Origin of the sequence: Streptomyces sp. NBC_00078 (genome assembly GCF_026343335.1) — a bacterium.
GTDB lineage: Bacteria > Actinomycetota > Actinomycetes > Streptomycetales > Streptomycetaceae > Streptomyces.
The window spans coordinates 4,389,904-4,409,039 of record NZ_JAPELX010000001.1; the positions used below are offsets into that span (position 1 = coordinate 4,389,904).

The window sequence follows — 19,136 nt, forward strand, 5'->3', positions numbered from 1 at the left end:
AGGTCACGACAAGGCCGCTTCGCAGTCCGGGCACCGCTTGATCGCGCGTCGCGCGGTGTTGCCCTGTGTGGCGACAGCCGGGTGGCTGATACCGAGACGGTCCCAGAGCCCGGGCGCCGGATCGGGAATCCAGCCCCAGCGCGGCGGCTTCACCAGCTCCTCGGTGAGGTGAGGACATCCCGACCGGTGCGCGTACTGCGTGGGCGAGATGAGGACGGTGTCGGCTGGGAAGCGCCGCCACTCCTCTCGCGTCTGCGACGCGGGTCGTGTCGTCGGCAGGCGACTATCCGGCGGGCAGTCGCACCCTAGCCCGATGACGATCCGGCTGCCGCACTCCTCACACCGTTCGTCCTGTACGGCGTTGCTCATTCCAGGGCCGCTCCCGCGTCCACGCGGTAGACGATTTTCCCGTCGAACTCGGCGAACCCGAGCGACCGGTAGAAGGCGCGGGCGTCCGGGTTGTCGTGGTCGGTCATCCACTCGACGCGGCTGCACCCGGGACGGGCGGCGGCGAGGGCGCGGAGTTCCTTCATGAGCTGGGCACCGACGCCCTGTCGACGAAGGGTGTCGCGAACGTACAGCTCCTTAAGGAAGAGGGAGTGCGTGGAGCCCGCCGCCGGCCAGAGGAACGAGTACGCGGCGAGCCCCACGAGGTCGCCCGCCTCGTCCTCGACGACCAGCGCAGAGGCGAGCGGCGGGGAACCGAAGAGAGCCTCCTCGACCTGAGCTTGGCGTTCCTCGAAGGGCTGGAATTCGGTCGACCCGTAGAACCGCTCGATCTCCTCGATCAGTGCGGCCAGGGCGACGGCGTCCCCCTTGTCGGCGGGGCGGATCGTCGTACTCATCGGCATGCATCTCCTGTTGTTCTTCTTGTTCTTCGCTCGGCTCTCTGACTCCAACGTCCGCACACGTCGCCGCGGTGCGGTACGGCTATGGAGGGGACGCGGCGGACGCGGTCGGCTGATCCCAGCCGTGCCGGCGCAGGGAGTCCTGGACGTAGCGGATGAGGTGTTCCAGGTCCGCGCAGTACACGGAGGGGTTGCGGTAGCCGCGGGCCGTACTGAAACGGTGCGGGAGATAGCCCCCGCCGCACACCTCCACCAGCGGGCAGCCCTGGCACTTCTCCGCGAGCGCCTCCCTGCCGTACAGCCGGTGTTGAAGCTTGGGATGGACGAGGGCCTCGTCGAAGGAGTGCCCGAAGACGTCGAGCCCGAGCCAGGAGGCGCCCTCCTCGACGGACCGCAGGGTGTCCACGCCCTCGATGGTGCCGTCGGACTCGACGACGACGCTCGTCGGCGGGGCGAGGCCGAGCGTCTCCACCGAGCCGCGCACACCGGAGCCGAGGGCGGCGATGTCCTCCAGCATCCGGACGCTGTGCCGGTGCTCGGAGCGGGCGAGCCAGGCGTCGTAGACGCGGCTCATCCACAGCCCGTACTCGGGCACGTCCGGGTTGTCGCGGTGCGGCGGGTCGTCGTGGGTGCCGTGCGGGAGTCCGAAGTCGATGGCGGGCGGTTCGAAGGAGGCGAGGTAGTCGTGGACCTCGACCGGGTCGTTGGCCAGGTCCACCACGGCGAGCAGCCCGGCGAACAGGTGCGGTCGGGTGCGCAGGAGCTGGATGCCGCGTACGGCGGAGGCGGCGCTCGACCGGGAGGAGTGGGTGAGCCGGTGCCGGTCGTTCGCGGTCGCCGGCCCGTCGAGGCTGACGCCCACGGTGACCCCGAACCGTTCGAAGAGGTCGAGCCATGCCTCCGACAACAGTGTCCCGTTGGTCTGCAGCTCGAAGCGGACCTCCGTGCCCGACGGGATCTCCTCCCGCACGACGCCGAGCAAGTCCGCCATGTGCCGCGGCCCGGCGAGCAGCGGCTCACCGCCGTGCAGGATGACGTGCACGATGCCCAGCCCGTGCCCCGCGGCGTGCTCACCGATCCGTCGGGCAGCCGCCCGGGCCACGTCCAGGTTCATCCGGGCGGGCAGGTTCCGCCACGCCTGGTCCTTGGAGTTGAAGACGTAGCAGTAGTCGCAGTCGATGTTGCAGCGGTTCGCGACCTTGAGGATGAATGACCTGAAGGGGATGTGGAGTTGGGGCATCTACCGCTGCGACTCAGAACGGCCAGGGCCAGATCAGCGAGGCTGCGTGCGCGCCGTCGCCGATGCGGCTCGTCGCGGCCTGCTCAGCCATGAGGCGCTGCCGTACACGGTGAGCGACACGGTCCAGGACCGCGTTGTTGGACGCCGTCTCCGGTGCAGAGTGCGCGACGTCGTGCGATCCGGGGATGCTCGGGGGCGGTGTCATTCAACACTCCTCGTGAAGTACGCGACGGGGACCCGACGCGGGACGACGGCGGTAGTTGAAGCGACAGATCATTCGGCAACGTAGCAGTCCTGCGGGGCAGGACGGCATACGGATTCTGGCCACATGATCCGGTCTCCGGAAGCAGACGAGAGCGCTCACCCTGCCTGTGTCACGAGAAGCTGCTCGATACCGTCGGCCGTCGCATCCAGGCCCAACCGCCGGTATACGAGGATGGATTGGCGCAGCAGCTCGACGGCATCGCCTGTGCCATCGGTCATCCAGACGCACCGCCCGACGCCCTCCAGGGCCCGCGCCTCCTCCAACGGACAACGGATGGCCCGGGCCAGCCCCAGCGCCTGCTCGAAGCGCTCGCGCCCGGCAGCCGCCTCGCCGGACGTACGCAGCAGCTCTCCCCAGTGGTTGAGCACCTCCGCCTCGCCGCTGCGGTCGCCGAGCTCACGCAGGATCTCCAGGCTCCGCCCGAACGCTTCAGCAGCACCGTCCCGTTCGCCGCAGACCGAGCGCGCGGCCCCCAGCTCGCCGAGCGCGGCGGCCTCGCCTCCACGGATGCCAAGATCGCGGTACACCTGCAAGGCTTCCTCCAGCACCCCGACCGCGGTTGCCGCGTCCCCGGACAGACGATCCAGCACCCCGAGATGGCGGATGCTGTTCGCGCGCCCGAACCGCTCGCCGAGCTCGACGTAGTACTCCAAAGCCTGCGTGTGGGCTTCGCGGGCGCCGTCGAGATCGCCCGTGAGCCGGCGCACCACGCCCAACTCGTTGAGGGCGTACGCCTGGTGGACGCGATCGTCGAGATCCGCGTAGAGGTCGAACGCTTCGCGGTGGCGCTGCATCGCCCGCTCGTACTCACCCATGAGGCAGTGCACGACGCCCAGATCCCGCAGGGAGTTGCCCTCCCCGTACCGGTCGCCGAGCTGGCGGTAGATCGACAGGGCCTCAGACTGGGCCTCGACGGCCGCGTCGAAGTCGCTGGTCTGGCGGCGCACCATGCCGAGGTCGGCGAGGGCGTTGGCCTGTCCGAGCCGGTGGCCGACCTCGCGGTAGAGGGCGAGGGCCTCGGTCTGGGCGCGGGCGGACGCGGCGTTGTCCGCGGTCAGGTACCAGACGATCCCGGCCTGGTTGAGGGCGTCAGCCTTGCCGCGCCGGTCGCCGACCGCGTCGTACTGCGTCACCGCATCGTTCAGGGCCTCGGTCGCCTCGGGGTAGGCGGACATGAAGCGCCGTATGACGCCGAGTTCGGCCAGCGCGTCGGCCAGCGCCCGCTGGTCGCCGGTCTGCCGGGCGGCCTCGGCGGCAGTCCGGTGCAGGCCGACGGCCTGGTCCCAGGGGCCGGCCTGCCTGAGGAAGGGGGCCATGGCCGCGGCCAGCCGGATCACCAGGTCGTGCAGCGCAAGGCTGTTCGCCTGCCGGATGCAGGCCAGGACGTTGGGCCGCTCGGTCTCCAGCCAGCTCAGCGCGTCGGCACGCGACTCCATGACCAGGGTTTCTATCTGCGCCGCGTCGTCCGGCGGAGGCTGTACGCGCGCGCCGCTGCGGACGATGTGCTCGTTCGCGACGGCGAGAGCGGCGAGGTAGTAGGTGCACACACGCTGAACGGCCTGTACGTGGTCCATGCTGTCCCCTTCGTCAGCGAGACCGCGGGCATAGTCGCGTAAGAGGTCGTGAAGCCGGTAGCGGCTGCCGGGGTGTTCGTCGATCAGGTGGGCGTCGTAGAGCGCGTCGAGCTGCTCACGGGCCACGGCCACCGAGACCTCACCCAGGGCTGCTCCGATGTACCTATCGAGTTCTGTGCCGGGGTAGAAGCCGAGCCCCCGGAAGAAGCGCTGCTGCTCGGGAGCGAGGTCCCGATAGGAGAGATCGAACGTAGCGGCGATCGCGCGGTCACCAGCGCGCAGCTCTCCCAACCGGTGCCGGGCCGCCACCAGCCGCTCGCGCAGGTCCTCGGAGCTCCAGGACGGGTGATGCCGCAACCGCGCCGCGAGCAACGACACCCCAAGCGGCAGATACCCGCACAGCCGAGCCAACTCCCTGAGTAAATCCCGGTCAAGCGCGTTCACTGGCCGCCCGCTGAGCCGTACGAACAGGTCGACCGCGTGATCCGGCGGCAGCGCCTGCACGGGGAGCACCACCTCCTCGTGCGCGGCCAGCCGCTTGCGGCTGGTCACCAGCACGAGACAGTCGCTCCCGCCCGGGAGGAGCGGCTCCAACTGTCGGTAGCTGGCGGCATTGTCGAGGATGAGCAGCGCCTTCTTGCCCGAGAGTCGGCTGCGCCACATCGCGGCCCGCGCCTCCGTGATCGCCCCCACGTCGTCACCGACGGGTATCTGCTGCGTCGGCACCCCGGCGGCCGTGAGGAGAGAGGCGAGAGCCTCAGTGGCCTGTACTGGGCTGCGGCCCGTGGTGTGCCCGTTCAGATTCACGAAGAGCTGCCCGTCGGGGAACCGCTCGGCGAGCACATGCCCGGCGTGAACGGCGAAGGTCGTCTTCCCGACTCCAGGCATTCCGTCGATCACATGGACTGGCAGCACCTCACCTGCCTCCTGCGCCGCATGGACCGAGCGGACCAGCGACTCCAGCTCGGCGGTGCGGTTGGTGAACGCCGTCGTGTCGCGCGGCAGCGAGCGCAGAACCAGCGCAGCGCCAGGCGGACCCGACGCATCGTCTGTACGCCCCGTCGGCTCCGGGCTCCGCCCCGGCGCCCGGCGATCGTCCAGGGCAGCGAGCAACGCCGTCAGCCCGGCCGTGACCGCCCCCAACACGACGAACGACAACCAGGGGTGCTCCTGTAACCAACCCAGCCAGGAGGGCCAACGCGACTGCGCCGACACCGCGTTCGTGACCAAGCCCACGAGCATCGTGGTCACCGCGCCGCCGCCGGCTACCGCGGCAATCGCCACGCCTCGACGGAGCCTCATACCCTCACCGTGCCGCTGCCGGCGAACCGTGAGAGCGCAGGTGGAACCAGCCTGGACACCAAGGGACCCCCGAAATCGATACCCAACCGTCCAAGCGCATCAGGCGCACGCTAAGCGGTCAAGGACGCCTCACGCCAAGGGAGCGGCACTACACCAGTAGACCGGCAGGAGGCCCAGCACGACCCGACTACAGCACCGTCCACCTCCAGCCCTTCACCGCCCCCATGGGGTGAACTTCGCTCGCTCCCAGATCTGGCCCTGACCAGGCCACTACGGTCGCCTCATGGGCTCGCACCGTCACGACGGCAACCAGATCTCGACGGAGCTGGAAGCGCTCCTCACCGGCATAGGGCTTCCGGTCTCCGGCACGGACAACCGCGACAAAGCCGTCGGCATTCTCGTTACGCCAGCGGGCACAAGGGCCGCGTCGATCGAATGGTTCGTCTCGACCACCGCCCGGAGCGCCGCTGCTCGCGAACAAATCGAGGGCCTTGCCGATGGACGAGCCGGAGTGCTTCATCGAGCTGCCCGCGCGTACCTCCACCACGCTCTCGCCGGCATCCTCCAAGAACTCGGCTACTCCGCTGCGCAGACAGCAACTGGACTGCGCATCGAGGGACTACCAGGCGCATCAGCCGGAGCCGAGACCGCCCAAGCACTCACCGAGTCCCTGCGCGTGACGATCGACAGCCTCGACGAAGCACGGGAACGCAAGAAGCGCGGCGACAACGACGAAGGGGACGACGGGCTCGCGGGAGTACCCGCCCGCGTGTAAGGCGCCACGCAGTCGCAACTCGTGGCTCTCACCGGGTGTGGGAACCTCAGCCATCGAGTGGATCGCGCCGAGCAGTACACCTGGGCCTCGGGCAAGCACCCCATCTCCTGCGCCGCTGTCTGTGGAGCGTGTGGTCTCCGGGCGGCGACAAGCAGCAGCCGTATTGATCACCGGATGTGATGACAAACGATCGGATGACTGCTGCTGCGCCATATGGACTCCCGAAAAGGAAAGCCCTGGTCAACCGGCCTCGGTTGGGTGCCGCCGGGGGGCGATGGTTCACCCGCAAGGTCGGCGGCCGGATCCGCCGACCGAGGGGCGCCCGTTAAGCCTCCGTACGAGCAGGCGAAAACCATCCGGCAGGAAGATCAGACAAGATTATGAGCACGGTTACCGCAGGAAGGCTTACGCCGGAGTCAGCCCCTCAGATGAGGCGCCCTACGTTGTTGGCCTTGCCCCGGCACGGAGGGGGAGAAATTCGTCTGGACAGCCGCACTCCGGACATCGCCTTCGTCACGGCGACGCCTCGCATGGCGGAAATCCTTCTCAACGAACGGAACCTGCACAATCGCAAGATGGTGCCGCACGCTCGCGCCCTCCATGCCAAGGCGATGCAGGACCATCGCTTCGTCACAACAGGCGATACCTTGAAGTTCGGTCACCACCCGGACTACGCCTGGGCGCTAACCATCGACGGACAGCACCGGCTCGGCGCCATCGTCGACTCCGGACAGTCATTCGTGGTCGGCGTTGCGGTAGGGATCGATTTCGAGGCGCAGCAGTACACAGACACCGGTCGTGCGCGGAAGGTGCACGAGACGTTGGCCCTCAACGGCGAGCAGAACGCGCTGAAACTTGAAACCGTCGCCCGCTGGGTCCATCGACTGGAAAACGAGAAAAAGTGCCGCAAACAGGGTGGCAGGCGGGACGGGGTACCCGGCCCGTCCGGGTACGAGCTGGTCGACTTCATCAACGCCAATCCCATGATCCGGGACTGCGTGTCTGTCTCGCGCTCCACGTATCGCCGATTCAAGGGTGCCATCGGCCTACCAACCCTCGGCTGCGCGTGGTGGCATATTGCTCGCGCCGACCCTACCTATCCGGCGATTGCCGATGAATTCTTCCATCGGATCGTGGACGGCACGGGCCTGACGGCCAACGATCCGATCTATCACCTGCGTGAACGCATTCATGCCATGGCAGCGGTGAAGGCCGCAAACCGCCCCTCACCACACCAGCAATTCTGTCTGCTGGTTGAAGTCTTCAATGCATGGCTCGAAGGCCGCACCATGAAGAGGCTCCCGTCGGTCACGAACGACAGTCCACTCCCTGTTGTCAGTTCCAAGGCGGCCATCGTGCGCAGTTGAGGGCACCTGCGCGGCGGTCGGACGACACCGCATAGCCGGCGCCGGTGCAGCCGCATCGGGCGTCAACAGAAGCGGCTTTTGTCGCCCTTTCCAGTGATCGCAAGGCTGGTCGGCTCCGTAGGGGTCGACTACGCCGCAACACTCACGACGTGTCCGACGAGACAACGAACGCACCGGACGAAACCGGCCCGCCTCCGCACAATGCGCCCAGACCAACAGGAGGGACGGCCGCCCGCACCGGCCACATACGGCTCCAGCTCTGGCGCTGGGTGCTCGCGCCTCGAACGACGTGGCAGGCCGACCGCCTGAAGGCCAAGTTCGGGCCGGGCATGGACACCCGCACCGCCTGGGTGATGGCGCGACTGGCGCGGCATCCTGACGAGCTCCAATATGCGATGCGGCACCTGGGCAACGAGGAGAACGCCAGCTGACTCCCGATCATGCAGCAGTCTCGACCTCAATCTCAGTACATGGTCAGCTGCTCGTGATCAGGTAGGCCGAGGTGTGTGATGCGGCCGGCCAACGTCTCACCGAACTCCTGCGCCTCCTGGGCGTTGCGGACGAAAGCTCGGTGGTATGACAGCTGCGGTGAGAGCGACACGAGGGTTGGGCATGGGCGCACGATGCCGTAAAGCGCGTGGTAGCGCCCCCGGGAGTACACCGGCACGCCGTAGGCGAAGTGCGCCGCCATGTTCGGTTGCTCTGGGATCTCCACTCGCAGCTGTTCCTCCCGCCAGGCCAGCTCGGCGACGGCAGCGAACAACTCCTCGATCTGCTGTCGAGACAGCCGGCCCCACCATGCCCTCGCTGCTTCCAGGGCCTGCCGCTCCTTCTCCTCCTGCTCGGCCTGTTCACTGGCGCGGAGTGCTTCCTTCTCGGCCCACCGCTCGCGCATCTACTCCAAGAGAACGCGGTTGTGCCCCTCCTGTTCCTTCCGTCGGAGCGCGGCCTCCTCGGCGCGGCGGATCCGATCCGCTTCCTCCAGCTCTTTGCGGCGTCGCTCGGCCTCCGCCTCCTGCTGCTTCTTGCGGGCTTCGCGCGCTTGCTTCGCCTTCTCCTGGCGCTGGCGCATCTCCTCATGTTCGGTCTGGGCGCGTGCCGACTGCCGGGAGGTCCACCACAAGTCCCGCAGGGACACCCAGCGCCTATCCTCGACCACACGGGTCACCCGTCGGTAGCGCGGCAGACTTCGGCAGGGCGAGAGCTGCCAGTGCAATACCCATCGGACGAATGTCTGCAGCTCCTCCTCTCGGAACGTCCAACCGCCGGCGGCGTAGTCGAACCCTGCGACCCCGTCGTCCACCGCCCAGACGCCCTCGGTCTCCGGGGCCCGCACCCGTACGCCCGGCACCGTGCCCATCCACTGCGGTGGCTTCTTATGCGGGCTGACCCAGCACACCGCGATCTTCTCGGCCCGGTAGCTGGCGGTGCGGGCCCGGATGTCCTCCACCGTTATCGGGGACAACTGCGCCTCCCAGGCCATGCGCTGCGTGCCGTCCGGCGAGGACGCCATGACATCCGCCCGCCATGAGCCATCCTCAGCCGGGACCTCCAACTCGGCATACCACCCGGCCGCACGGATCGCGCCTGCCAACTCCAGCTTGAGCATGTGGTGTTCCCACGACTCGTTCGACAGCTCGCATGATGGCGGCCGTCCCGGGTCATGGCAGAAAAACCGCACGCCGTATCGGGAGACCTTGGCATGGACGCCCCAGGAGCATTCCGGGCAGGTGAGCGGGGCGCGGGGACGCAACTTGTGGATCTGGGTCCAGTCCATCGCGCACCCAAGATCGAGCTGCGTGGCGTCGAGTCGTCCGGCATCGGGGTGTAGTGCGGTGAAGGGCATGAATCGCTTCTCCTGCCGATCCGGCGTATATCACGGCCTACCTGATACGACAGCAGATACCAGGCGGCACTGACAGTCCCTATTCCTCCGCTCACTGCAGGCGACCGCGGAGAGCCGAGGCAACGGCCCTGCCCTGAGGGGTGACACCGAAGTGGGGCCAGGCGGCGTGGGAAGCCCGAAGCAGCCCCCAACCCGAAGTCCTTCCCCCTGCCCCGCAGCCCAGTGTGGCGTGCCATGGCTGAACGTGCGCGGGGCAGCCCTTGACGCCGTACCGGCGTCGACCGGGACGGGGTTCGGAAGCAAGGTTGACCGCACGCTGCCCGAGAAATGTCTCTACCCTGCTTGGCTGTTGGTCTTCACAAAGGGGTGGGCATGCGCGCGTTAGAGGACATCAAGAACCAGGTACGGTCGCTGACCTCGCGCCGCTACGCAGAGGAGGCGGTGGCCGCATACGGCGCCGGTGCTTACCGCGCCGCGCTGATCTCAATCTGGATCGCGGTAGCGGCGGACATCATCGATAAAATCCGGCTTCTCGCCGACGAAGGCGGCAGGGCCGCTCAGCTCCGGGATGAACTGGACGGCGCCATCAAGGGGAACCACGTCGCCGCTCTCCAGACGTTCGAACGCAACCTCGTCACCCGGGCTCACAAGGATCTGGAGCTGATCGGGGCCAGGGAGGCGGAGGAGCTAACGCGCCTCTACAACGACCGGCACCTGTGCGCCCACCCAGCCTACGTCTCGGACAACGAAGAGCTGTTCTCCCCATCACCCGAACTCGTACGTGCACACCTGACGTCAGCAGTAGACGCACTGCTGTCACATCCGGCGGTAACAGGTCGCAAGGCGATCGAGCGGTTTGGTAAGGAAATCGACTCGGATTCGTTTCCCAAGGACGACCAGCGTCTCAATGCCCACCTCCGCCACAGCTACATGGACCACGGGACGAAGGCACTGAAGGAGAATCTGATCAAGGTCGTCTGCAAGGACACCCTCAAGCCGGAAAGGCCGCTGGAGAAGCGCTGGCGCAGCACTCGCGCAGCACGGGAGCTGCAGAAGATCACCCCAACCCTGTTTGACGAACAGCTCCGCGTCGTCCTGGGCCCCGCTCAGAACCTTCTCGACGATGACGGGCTCATGGCCTTGGTCGCCGGCCTTTGCTACGTACCGGGCACGTGGGACGCCTTGCATTCCGGGACGAGGGGCCGAGTGGAGGAGCTGCTGCGCGTCGTCAAGCCCTTGGACCTAGTGCAGACCCACATGCTCTTTTTCGGTCCGCTTCCTCCCGCCCCCATCGACGACATGCTGCTGAACAGGCTTCCGGACATCACCAGACCAGGTGCGCTGGCCGGTATGACGGGGGCGTTGCCCCAGTACTTCGGGGAACACCCCGATCCGCGACTGGTTCCCGCGTTGATCCAGCTAGCTTCGAAGGCTGGCTCCTACGAGGGTGGGGCAGCGGTACTCAACGTCCTCAACGGCCTTGTCCACTCGATGACGGATGAGCAGATGGAAAACCTCCTCGATGCGTGCGCCGGCAACAGGCAGATCTCCGGATCGTCCTTGGGAAACAAGCAGATCGAGCGGATGAGGTGGCGCGGCCCTCAAGGGGAGCGGGCTCTGGCTGCGTGGAAGAAATGGGACGGACCTGCGGACACCGAACCGGCCGATGGCGGAGCACCGTTGTAAGCCACAGCGCCCCGTTTCGGAGACGGCGTCGTTGCGAGTGCCGCCGAGCCAGTCGCACATCTCAGGGCCATGCCCGACGAGCGTTGGCGGACGAGATCAACCAGGCCCTTTCCGGTCTCAGTTTTGGTCTCATTCACCCCCGTCCGGCGGCGTCCGAAACCCCCGCCGGAACCCGCTCCACCGCAGGTCAGAACGTTCCCGTTCCTCGCTGGACGCCCAGACGAACATTTGGAAAGCGTGTTGGGGGCAACCCCTCACGAGTTCGAATCTCGTATCCTCCGCAGCCGCCTGACCAGGCGAAACGAGGAGCCGGACCGCTCATTGCGGTCCGGCTCCTCGGTGTGCGTCGGTTGCAGTTTTGGTTGCGCTTATAGGCGACATTCGGGATATCTCGACAAACAGGCAGGCGCACACTCCCGTATTTCCCGGCGGACAGCCGGCAACAATCCGCACTGCGGGGACCTACGGAACTTGGCGGTAGATGTCGCGACGGTTGCCGACGGCCAGGACCCATACGATCAGCTGACCGTCCTCGACGGTGTAGACGACGCGGTAGTCGCCGACCCTGAGTCGCCGGCGGGCGCTGTGCCCTTGGAGGGCCTTGATGTCGAGTGAAGTGGCGTCTCCCGCATCCATCGCCTTCTGGAGTTCGGTGAGGCGGTGCAGAATGCGCAGGGCGTCCGGGCGCGGGATCTTGAGCATGTCCCGCTGTGCGTGCGGCGTGAACCGCGTGACGTACCCCATGGGGTCAGCCCTGATGAGAGCGCAGCAAGGCGGCCATCTCTTCGAGCGAGACCGACCCCTCCGTACCCTCGGACTCGGCTTCGTCGGCCAGCTGGTTGAGCCACGCCTCTTCGGCGTTCTCCGCGATCTCACGCAGGCGCTGGTATTCCTGGATGTCGATCACGACGGCTTCCTGCTTGCCCCGCCGAGTGATGATCGTCGGGGTTTCTTCCCGACGAGCGCGATCGATGACGTCAGCGAGGTGGCTGCGGACATCGGCCATGGATTCGACCACCGGTTCACTCATGTCATCAATGTAGCAGATGTACATGAAGAGGCGGCGGCAATCCCGAGCTGCGCGACGTGCGCCACCAGGGCTCGCCCCAGCCCTTTCAAGAGAGGGCGCATCGAAGGGCCCCATCGTTCGGCCGTTCATCGCCACCCGTCTCAGTCAGCCGTCCTCAGTCAGTCCCCTGCAGCGACGAGCGGCTCCGGACCTCCTCGATCACGTACGGCTCGACGCCCCCTTCCCCAATGCGCGAAGCCTTGGCGATCTCAGCCCCGTCGATGGGGATGTGCGTCGTACCGCCTTACCGAGGACGACCAGGAGGGCGCAGTGGGCATGCTGAGCGGTATCGGCCCAACCACCCCAATGCCCCCGATCGCCCCACCGGCACTCCCACCGTCAATCCAGCAGCTTGTATCACTAACTTGACACAAGATGCACTGGCCGCCATCTTGTACTCGACAATTGATACAAGCGTCACGACGGGGGACCCCCATGCTCGACACCGCCTTGCCCGGCCCGTATCGCCGCGCTCGCGCCGCTCTGTTCGCCCGGTGGGGCGGTCTCGCGCTCGGCGCCGCGCTTGCCTGGGGGATCGCCCAGAGCGACCGCCTGGGGCTCGGAATCCTCCACGCCATCCCGGTCTTCGGCATCTGCACCGTGGTGGGCATCCTGGCCGCAGACGCCCTGATGCCCAAGCGGCAGGGCCCAGTACGCCAGGCGGGCCTCACTCCGCGCCGTATCCGCGACTTCCTCCCGATCCGCTTCGCCATACTTCTGGCCACCCAGGCCGCTGCGCTCATCACCCTGCTCACGGCCGCCGCGCTCACCGCGTCCGCGGACGACATGGGCCGGGCGAGCCGCTCACTCAGCGCGGCCTGCGGCGGACTGACCGAGTCACACGGTCCCTGGCCCGGCCTCTTCTACAGCGCCCCGATCCTTGGCGCCCTCGGGGTCGGCAGCGCCGCCTGCGGCTACGCCCTGTACCGCATCACGCGGCGCCCAGCCCCCGACGGGGACCCGGCGCTGCTCGCCCTCGACGAAAAACAGCGCCGAGACCGGGCGCTCGCGGTGACGGCCGCATGGGGACTATTGGTTTCCGCTCCGCTCGCCGGCGCAGCGTTCTTCGCATCAGGTGCACTGCGCTCGCTTTCCTGCCTCGGACCCGCGCCCCACGCCGTCGGCTGGATCCTGCTGCCGGTCGCGGCGACGGCCGGCTGCACGGCCATGTGGTCCCTGTTCGTCCTTACCGCCCCGCTCTCCGTCCCCCGGAGCCAGCCATGACCCGCCCGACCGTACGTGTGGACACGACCAGCCCGGTCCCTCCGTACGAGCAGATACGGACCCAACTTGCCGCGCTCATCGGCGGCGGCCACCTCCCGGAGGGCGAACGGCTCCCCACCGTCCGCCAGCTCGCCGCCGACCTCGGCCTGGCCACCGGTACCGTGGCCCGCGCCTACAAGGAGCTGGAGGCCGCGGCCCTCATCCGCACCAAACGTGGAGCAGGCACCCGGGTCGCCGCCGTACCCAGGGCCGCTCACCCCGACGCCGCTCGACTCACCCGACTGGCTCACGGATACGTCGCCTCCGCCCGCGCGACCGGCGCCGACGAGACAGCCATCCTCGCCGCAGTACGAGCCGCACTGGACTGAACCGACTCGCGGAGAAGAACAGCCCGAAGACCGAGAAACCCCACTCCTCAGCGTCGCCGATGCCTCGACCCAGTCATTGAGCCTGGTCCACCACGCATGAACGCCCCGCGGGATTGGCCGTCCACTTGACCGGCCAGTCCGCGGATCATGACCGGTCGCGCCACTTGAGGAAGGACCAGGGCCGACGGTCGGGGTCGGCAGCGCGGCAGGAACCCTCCGGCTCGACAAGCGGTCCCCCGGTTGCGGTTCTGGTTGCATTCACCCCCGTTCAGCAGCGTCCAGCACCTGCCTTCAGCTCCGCTCCGCCGCAGGTCAGAACGCTCCTGATCTTCCCTGGACCCCCAGACGAACATTTGGAAAGCGTGTTGGGGGCAACCCCTCACGAGTTCGAATCTCGTATCCTCCGCAGCCGCCTGAACAGGCGAAACGAAGATCCGAGCCGCAATCGCGGCTCGGATCTTCGCCGTGCGCTGGTTGCATTTACATACCCCTATTAAGGGCATTTCGGCGAGCGGGTAGCCGGATCTGCTACTCCGCCGGCTCGTCTCATCGGGCTGGGACCGCGGCGGGGAGGTGCCCCGGACTCTGCCTTCGTACGGCATCCGAAGATCATGGAACTGCGCCATCCTTGGCCTTGGCGCCGAAGCGGCTTCGGCGCGCCTGTGACGTTCCCTGTCTGTCGAGGTGCACCTCATGAAGTCCCGATCGACGCTTGCGACTTGGCTGAGCGAACTCGACGGTTCCCGCCTGGCACGCGTACTCGCCATGCGGAACGACGCAGCCTCCTCTCCGGAACCGCGCTCGGTGGGGGAACTGGCGGACCGTCTCCAACGTCCGGGGTCCGTGGCACTCGTCCTGCCACAACTCACGCTGCCGTGCTTGCAGGCCGCCGAGGCGCTGGCCGCCCTGGGGGCCCGAGCGACCCGGGACAGCCTCGCGGAGTTGCTCGGCGCGACGTCCCCTGCGGCCATACACGCGCTGGACGCGACCCTGGAGGCGCTGTCGGATCTGGCGCTCGTGTGGCACGACGGCAACGAGGCACTCCGCATGCCTACGCCCTTGCGGCAGGCGTGGAGCACGCCCCTGGGACTTGACGCTCCGCTGGAAGAGCTGCTGGCCGGCACCACCTCGGAGGAACTGCGCGGCATGCTGGCGGTCCTGGGTATCAAGCCACCCGGCACCAAGCAGCAGCGGCTCGCGGCTCTGGTGGAGCATCACAGTGACGCGGAACAGGTCGCCGCGTTGGTGGCGGGGGCACCTGCGGCCACACGGAAGTTGCTTGAGCAGAGCGCCAGGTCCACGCCGCGTCAGTCACTGTTCGTCGTGTTCGGGGCTCCTGGCCGCGACCTCCAACCAGGCGCCCGATGGGCACTCGACCGCGGGCTTCTGCTCCAGGACCGTCACCGGTACGGGCCCGTCCGGATGCCGGTCGAGGTGGCCTTGGCTCTCCGGGGCCCCGATTGGCACGCTCCGTTCGAACCTCTGCCGCCCGTCACACAGTTGGTGCCCCTCACCTCCTCGGAGGTGGAACGGGAGGCCGCGGTGGCCGCCACCACGTTCGCGGCCCATGCCGCCTCCGTCCTTTCGGCATGCGCGACCGCTCCACCGACCCGGCTGAAGTCGGGCGGGATCGGCGCGCGTGAACTGGCCCGGCTCGGCAAGGCCGCCCAGGCGGACGACGCCGTCGTACGCATCGCTCTGGAGACCGCGTACGCCGCCGGACTGCTGGCCCGCGACGGCGATCGCGTAGCTCCCACCGAGGCGTACGACGCCTGGGCCGAGCAGGAGCCCGCAGAACAACTCGCCGTACTCCTCCGGGCATGGCGGGACCTGCCGCTCACCCCCACCCGGGCGCGCGACGAAGACAACAAGGCGGTTCCCGCGCTCGCCGGTGCGCCCGACTGCGGCGGCTGTCTGCAGGCCCGCAACGGGCTGCTCACCGCGGCAGCGGGGCTCCCGGCAGGACAGGGTGTGAAGGTCGCTTCGGAGCTGGGGCCGCTCGTGGCCTGGCACCGTCCGCTCGCCGACGACGCCTCGCCCCAGGACACGGCACCGTTCAGCACCGTGATCCGCGAAGGCGAACTGCTGGGCGTGCTGGCACGGGGTGCGCTGTCCCCGCTCGGTGCCCACCTGGCGGCCCACGCCGACGAGGAACTCGACATCACGGCCCGGCGGCTGCTGCCCCCCGCGACCACGACCGCCCGGATCGGCGCCGACCTCACCGCCGTCGTCACCGGCACCCCGTCCTCGCGACTCGCAGCGCTGCTGGATTCGATGGCCGACCGGGAGACCAGTGGCACGGCATCGGTATGGCGCTTCAGTGCCGGCAGTATCCGCCGGGCCCTGGACGCCGGCCGCACCCCGGACGACATCACAGCCGACCTGGCAGCCGGCTCCGCCACGGCCCTGCCACAGCCGCTGACCTATCTCATCGCCGACACCGCACGAGGTCACGGACGGGTGCGCATCGCCCCCGCGGCCTGTGTCATCCACGGCGACGAACCCGCGCTCCTGGCCGAACTCGCCGCCCACCGCGCACTGTCCAAGCTCGCCCTGCGGCAGCTCGCCCCGACGGTCCTGGTCAGCGGCAGCCCACCCGCGACGGCTCTCACCGCGCTCCGTGCTGCGGGCTACGCCCCGGTCGCCGAGACCGCCGGGGGAACGGTACGCATCGAAAAGCGCCTGCCACAGCGGGCCGCCGCTGCCGTCCCGCCCCCGCGAAGGAACGTCGGGCGGCGCGGGCCCCGGACCACCGCAATCCGTACCTCGGACATGCCCACCGGCGCCGGGATGGACGTCCTGGCCGACCGGCTGCTCAAGGCCCCGCCGACTGCACCAAAACCCGACCCGTTCGGCAGCGGGGTGCCTTTCGCGACGGACACCGAGGAGATCGTCGCCGGATACGCGAAGCACCTGTCGTACAGCGACGTCCGCCAGGTCGCCCATGCCATCGACACCGGTGCGGCCATCACTGTCGAGTACATCGCCACCTCGGGCAGCCGGACCGTACGCACCCTCAGCGACCTGGAACTCGACCCGCCCTACCTCGACGCCTGGTGCCACCTGCGCGAAGCGGAACGCGTCTTCACTCTCTCCCGCATCCATGGCGTGATGCCCACGTAGGACTCGGCGGCCAAGGCCGGTGCCGGGTGCGCCACCCCGCAGGCACCTCGCGAGATATACTCGACCCCACATTTGATATCAGGGAGGACTCATGAGTCGGACGGTTATCGACCTGGACGACGAACTGGTTGCGGACGTGGCCAAAGCCCTCGGGACGAGCACCAAGAAGGAGACAGTCAACACCGCTCTTCGTGAGGTGCTGGAGAGCCGGCGTCGCGCCCTGGCTCTCGCCCGGCTGCGGGCCGCGGCCGGGGACGGCGCGTTCGATCTGGAGCTGTTCGAGAACAAGGGGAACTACCGCCGGTGAACGCGGCCCAGTTCCTGATCGACACCAGCGCGCTCGCTCGGTTCATGCGCGAGGACGCGGAGCAGTACGGCTGGGACCAGGCGGCAGCCGCCGGTCTCATCGCCACCTGCCCGATCACCGAGCTTGAGTTCTTCTACAGCGCCCGGTCGGCCGCCGACAGGGCGCGCGGCATCGAGGACATGCGACTGATCTTCGGTTGGGTTCCCGTCGACGACCGCGCCTATGACCGCGCCTGGCAGGTCCAGGAAGTTCTCACCAAACAGGGAAAGCATCGCAGTGCGGGTGCGGTGGATCTCGTCGTCGCCGCGACGGCCGAGCTGCAAGGGCTCACCCTCCTGCACCGCGACCACGACTTCGCCTGCATCGCGGCAGTTACCGGCCAGGCTCTCCAGTGGTACGGCCCGGAGAGCGGCAAATAGGGGGCGTGGTTGCAGTTCTGATTGCATTCACCTCCGTACAGGAGCGTTCAGGAGCCCCACCCGCCATAACCGCACCGCAGGTCAGAACGCTCCCGCACACCCCTGTCCCCCCGGACGAACATTTGGAAAGCGTGTTGGGGGCAACCCCTCCTGATCAGGTACCCAGGAGACTGAACCCGCAGCAGGCCGGGCCCCGTGCCGGGCAGCGGCACATCCACCCCCCACACCTTCCGTTCAGACGAGTTGATGTAGAGGCGGAGCGTATACGCCGGACGCATCAGAAACCCACTGGACGGCATCGTATTCGAGCTTCCGCCCCTGAGGATGGATCGTGCCGTCCTGCCCAGGACGGCACGGTGAATGACGTGATGGTGACCGACTCGGCCTCGTAAGGCGTCAGCCCCCGCAAGCCGCCCGGATCTTGTAGAACGTGCTCAGGTATTTCGCGTGGTAGGACGCGCTGGTGATCCGTAGGACCGTTTCGTCGGCCGAGCGCAGGGACGAGCCGGTCAGGTTGGCGCTGCCGGTGTAGACGCGCGGTGTGATGTCGCCGTCGTAGGCGCCGTCGATCAGGATCTCCTTGTTGTGCGGACGGACGTCGATGCCCGGGCCGTTGGGGATCAGGCACTTGCGGTGCTGGATGCCGGCGGCGTTCAGGCGGGTGGTGATCGTGGAGTCGGTCTCGGCGTAGAGGATGTCGATCCAGCAGCCCTGGGCCTTCAGTTGGGCCAGCTTCTCGGCGACCTGGACGCGTGAGCCGAAGAAGCTGTGGACCACGATGCGGACGTCGGTCTGGTGCCGCTTGCCGTCCGCGCCGGTGTAGGCGCAGCTGAGCTGGTTCAGCGCGCCGACGATCGTGTCGGTGGCCGGGTTGTAGTACGACGCGTCCCCACGCGGGAAGTAGAAGCCCCGGTAGGTCGAGCCGGTGGGTGTGGAGAAGTAGGCGTGGTTGTTGCCGCGGGCCAGCGAGCGTCCCTGGCGGAGCATCTCGTGGTACGTGGCGTAGCTGTTGTACACCGCGGTGTCGGTGAAGGTGACGGCGTCGTTGAAGGACTCGACCTTGTACCAGTCGCCGAGGTTCGAGGAGGTCTGGAAGACGACCTTCGAATAGCTGGTGCCGTCGTCGAAGGGGCCGATCTTCGAGAAAAGGAAGAACTTGTTGTGGGCGTACGCCGGTCCGGGAGGGGCTACGGCCAGGCAGCCGCGGCTGACGTCGTCCACATGGTCGGCGTCCTCGAACTTGTCGTCGCAGACGACGATCCAGGAGGGGGCGGCGTCATTGGTGCCGAGCCCGCTCCTGAGTGACTGGTAGGCCGGGTTGGTGTATTCGGCGCCGTCGCCTCCCACATAGCTCGAGTCGTCGACGATGATTTTGACGTCGACGCCGCGCGAGTGGGCGGCGAGCAGGGCGTTGGCGACCTCCTGGTCGTTGAACTCGTACATCGAGCCGCGGATCTGCGCCCCGGCGGGCGTGGCGTCGATCAGCTGGACGAGCTGGGTGAAGATCGCCTTCTGCTGCGCCGGTGTGCCCAGCGGGTCGTTGAAAACGGGTCCGTTGATCACCGGCTTCACCGGTGCGGCGGCCGCCTGTGTCGCGTTGCCGAGGAGGAGCGCGGCCACCAGGGACAGGACGGCGGCTGCGACGGACGGCAGGGTACGGAGACACCGGATCGCACGGGGGCCCACAGTCGAACTGGTCATCGTCAGCGCTTTCCTCGGTGCG

At 67.9% G+C, this 19,136-nt stretch carries 19 protein-coding genes; 9 read left to right on the forward strand and 10 right to left on the reverse strand.

From position 1 onward, the window contains the following. Window positions 1-3: 3 nt before the first annotated feature. The 5 genes from OOK07_RS20575 to haaT all read right to left on the reverse strand — a co-directional run bounded on the left by OOK07_RS20575 (window position 4) and on the right by haaT (window position 5,229). Entirely contained in the window at window positions 4-369 is a 366-nt protein-coding gene (locus tag OOK07_RS20575) for a hypothetical protein (protein WP_266797864.1), read from the reverse strand. Then, on the reverse strand, window positions 366-845 hold the full coding sequence (gene haaN, locus OOK07_RS20580; protein WP_266797866.1) for a cyclophane-containing RiPP N-acetyltransferase HaaN: 480 nt from the start codon (window positions 843-845) through the stop codon (window positions 366-368). Before haaN ends, OOK07_RS20575 begins: the two co-directional genes overlap by 4 nt. An 85-nt stretch (window positions 846-930) precedes the next feature. Then, window positions 931-2,088 (reverse strand): FxsB family cyclophane-forming radical SAM/SPASM peptide maturase, encoded by a 1,158-nt coding sequence (locus OOK07_RS20585; RefSeq protein ID WP_266797867.1) that lies wholly within the window; start codon window positions 2,086-2,088, stop codon window positions 931-933. A 13-nt stretch (window positions 2,089-2,101) separates the two neighbouring features. Continuing rightward, window positions 2,102-2,293: a HaaA family cyclophane-containing RiPP peptide gene (gene haaA, locus OOK07_RS20590; protein WP_266797869.1), complete on the reverse strand. Its 192-nt coding sequence runs from the start codon at window positions 2,291-2,293 to the stop codon at window positions 2,102-2,104. A 155-nt stretch (window positions 2,294-2,448) separates the two neighbouring features. Next, on the reverse strand, window positions 2,449-5,229 hold the full coding sequence (gene haaT / locus OOK07_RS20595; RefSeq protein ID WP_323182978.1) for a cyclophane-containing RiPP biosynthesis TPR protein HaaT: 2,781 nt from the start codon (window positions 5,227-5,229) through the stop codon (window positions 2,449-2,451). A gap of 283 nt (window positions 5,230-5,512) precedes the next feature. On the opposite strand from haaT, the gene OOK07_RS20600 reads away from it, so the two are divergent. The 3 genes from OOK07_RS20600 to OOK07_RS20610 all read left to right on the forward strand — a co-directional run bounded on the left by OOK07_RS20600 (window position 5,513) and on the right by OOK07_RS20610 (window position 7,802). After that, window positions 5,513-6,004 (forward strand): hypothetical protein, encoded by a 492-nt coding sequence (locus OOK07_RS20600; RefSeq protein ID WP_266797871.1) that lies wholly within the window; start codon window positions 5,513-5,515, stop codon window positions 6,002-6,004. Between the two features lie 452 nt (window positions 6,005-6,456). Beyond that, complete coding sequence (locus OOK07_RS20605) at window positions 6,457-7,371, forward strand: hypothetical protein (RefSeq protein WP_266797873.1); 915 nt, start codon at window positions 6,457-6,459, stop codon at window positions 7,369-7,371. A 149-nt stretch (window positions 7,372-7,520) separates the two neighbouring features. Next, entirely contained in the window at window positions 7,521-7,802 is a 282-nt protein-coding gene (locus OOK07_RS20610) for a hypothetical protein (protein WP_266797874.1), read from the forward strand. A gap of 32 nt (window positions 7,803-7,834) precedes the next feature. Here OOK07_RS20610 and OOK07_RS20615 read toward each other — a convergent pair whose 3' ends face one another. After that, window positions 7,835-8,266, reverse strand: a complete 432-nt coding sequence (locus tag OOK07_RS20615) for a hypothetical protein (protein ID WP_266797876.1) — start codon at window positions 8,264-8,266, stop codon at window positions 7,835-7,837. Continuing rightward, window positions 8,267-9,217 (reverse strand): competence protein CoiA family protein, encoded by a 951-nt coding sequence (locus OOK07_RS20620; protein WP_266797878.1) that lies wholly within the window; start codon window positions 9,215-9,217, stop codon window positions 8,267-8,269. A 372-nt stretch (window positions 9,218-9,589) separates the two neighbouring features. On the opposite strand from OOK07_RS20620, the gene OOK07_RS20625 reads away from it, so the two are divergent. Beyond that, window positions 9,590-10,903, forward strand: coding sequence for a hypothetical protein (locus OOK07_RS20625; RefSeq protein ID WP_266797880.1), 1,314 nt, complete (start codon window positions 9,590-9,592; stop codon window positions 10,901-10,903). Window positions 10,904-11,365: 462 nt separating this feature from the next. Here the strand turns inward: OOK07_RS20625 and OOK07_RS20630 are convergent, their stop codons facing one another. After that, window positions 11,366-11,647 (reverse strand): type II toxin-antitoxin system RelE family toxin, encoded by a 282-nt coding sequence (locus OOK07_RS20630; protein ID WP_266797881.1) that lies wholly within the window; start codon window positions 11,645-11,647, stop codon window positions 11,366-11,368. 4 nt (window positions 11,648-11,651) lie between these two features. After that, complete coding sequence (locus tag OOK07_RS20635; RefSeq protein WP_266797883.1) at window positions 11,652-11,933, reverse strand: type II toxin-antitoxin system Phd/YefM family antitoxin; 282 nt, start codon at window positions 11,931-11,933, stop codon at window positions 11,652-11,654. A gap of 474 nt (window positions 11,934-12,407) precedes the next feature. Here OOK07_RS20635 and OOK07_RS20640 point away from each other — a divergent pair, with 474 nt between their 5' ends. From OOK07_RS20640 to OOK07_RS20660, 5 genes are all read left to right on the forward strand, one after another. Next, window positions 12,408-13,196: a hypothetical protein gene (locus tag OOK07_RS20640; protein WP_266797885.1), complete on the forward strand. Its 789-nt coding sequence runs from the start codon at window positions 12,408-12,410 to the stop codon at window positions 13,194-13,196. Further along, entirely contained in the window at window positions 13,193-13,564 is a 372-nt protein-coding gene (locus tag OOK07_RS20645; RefSeq protein ID WP_266682292.1) for a GntR family transcriptional regulator, read from the forward strand. The genes OOK07_RS20640 and OOK07_RS20645 overlap by 4 nt, the downstream gene beginning before the upstream one ends. A gap of 693 nt (window positions 13,565-14,257) precedes the next feature. Next, window positions 14,258-16,687, forward strand: coding sequence for a helicase-associated domain-containing protein (locus OOK07_RS20650; RefSeq protein ID WP_266797886.1), 2,430 nt, complete (start codon window positions 14,258-14,260; stop codon window positions 16,685-16,687). A gap of 91 nt (window positions 16,688-16,778) precedes the next feature. Then, on the forward strand, window positions 16,779-16,994 hold the full coding sequence (locus OOK07_RS20655) for a type II toxin-antitoxin system VapB family antitoxin (protein ID WP_143643565.1): 216 nt from the start codon (window positions 16,779-16,781) through the stop codon (window positions 16,992-16,994). Continuing rightward, a complete protein-coding gene (locus OOK07_RS20660) occupies window positions 16,991-17,413 on the forward strand; it encodes a PIN domain nuclease (RefSeq protein WP_266682294.1) in 423 nt (140 codons plus the stop codon). The genes OOK07_RS20655 and OOK07_RS20660 overlap by 4 nt, the downstream gene beginning before the upstream one ends. Before the next feature lie 396 nt (window positions 17,414-17,809). Here the strand turns inward: OOK07_RS20660 and OOK07_RS20665 are convergent, their stop codons facing one another. Beyond that, complete coding sequence (locus OOK07_RS20665; protein ID WP_266682295.1) at window positions 17,810-19,114, reverse strand: phospholipase D-like domain-containing protein; 1,305 nt, start codon at window positions 19,112-19,114, stop codon at window positions 17,810-17,812. Between the last annotated feature and the right edge of the window lie 22 nt (window positions 19,115-19,136).

Excerpts from the sequence above, each read along its gene's own strand:
- OOK07_RS20620 (WP_266797878.1), bottom strand. The coding sequence starts at position 9,217 with ATGCCCTTCACCGCACTACACCCCGATGCCGGACGACTCGACGCCACG.
- haaA (WP_266797869.1), bottom strand. The coding sequence starts at position 2,293 with ATGACACCGCCCCCGAGCATCCCCGGATCGCACGACGTCGCGCACTCT.
- OOK07_RS20575 (WP_266797864.1), bottom strand. The coding sequence starts at position 369 with ATGAGCAACGCCGTACAGGACGAACGGTGTGAGGAGTGCGGCAGCCGG.
- OOK07_RS20650 (WP_266797886.1), top strand. The coding sequence starts at position 14,258 with ATGAAGTCCCGATCGACGCTTGCGACTTGGCTGAGCGAACTCGACGGT.
- OOK07_RS20645 (WP_266682292.1), top strand. The coding sequence starts at position 13,193 with ATGACCCGCCCGACCGTACGTGTGGACACGACCAGCCCGGTCCCTCCG.
- OOK07_RS20630 (WP_266797881.1), bottom strand. The coding sequence starts at position 11,647 with ATGGGGTACGTCACGCGGTTCACGCCGCACGCACAGCGGGACATGCTC.
- OOK07_RS20635 (WP_266797883.1), bottom strand. The coding sequence starts at position 11,933 with ATGAGTGAACCGGTGGTCGAATCCATGGCCGATGTCCGCAGCCACCTC.
- OOK07_RS20625 (WP_266797880.1), top strand. The coding sequence starts at position 9,590 with ATGCGCGCGTTAGAGGACATCAAGAACCAGGTACGGTCGCTGACCTCG.
- OOK07_RS20655 (WP_143643565.1), top strand. The coding sequence starts at position 16,779 with ATGAGTCGGACGGTTATCGACCTGGACGACGAACTGGTTGCGGACGTG.
- haaT (WP_323182978.1), bottom strand. The coding sequence starts at position 5,229 with ATGAGGCTCCGTCGAGGCGTGGCGATTGCCGCGGTAGCCGGCGGCGGC.
- OOK07_RS20640 (WP_266797885.1), top strand. The coding sequence starts at position 12,408 with ATGCTCGACACCGCCTTGCCCGGCCCGTATCGCCGCGCTCGCGCCGCT.
- OOK07_RS20585 (WP_266797867.1), bottom strand. The coding sequence starts at position 2,088 with ATGCCCCAACTCCACATCCCCTTCAGGTCATTCATCCTCAAGGTCGCG.
- OOK07_RS20665 (WP_266682295.1), bottom strand. The coding sequence starts at position 19,114 with ATGACCAGTTCGACTGTGGGCCCCCGTGCGATCCGGTGTCTCCGTACC.
- haaN (WP_266797866.1), bottom strand. The coding sequence starts at position 845 with ATGAGTACGACGATCCGCCCCGCCGACAAGGGGGACGCCGTCGCCCTG.
- OOK07_RS20600 (WP_266797871.1), top strand. The coding sequence starts at position 5,513 with ATGGGCTCGCACCGTCACGACGGCAACCAGATCTCGACGGAGCTGGAA.
- OOK07_RS20615 (WP_266797876.1), bottom strand. The coding sequence starts at position 8,266 with ATGCGCGAGCGGTGGGCCGAGAAGGAAGCACTCCGCGCCAGTGAACAG.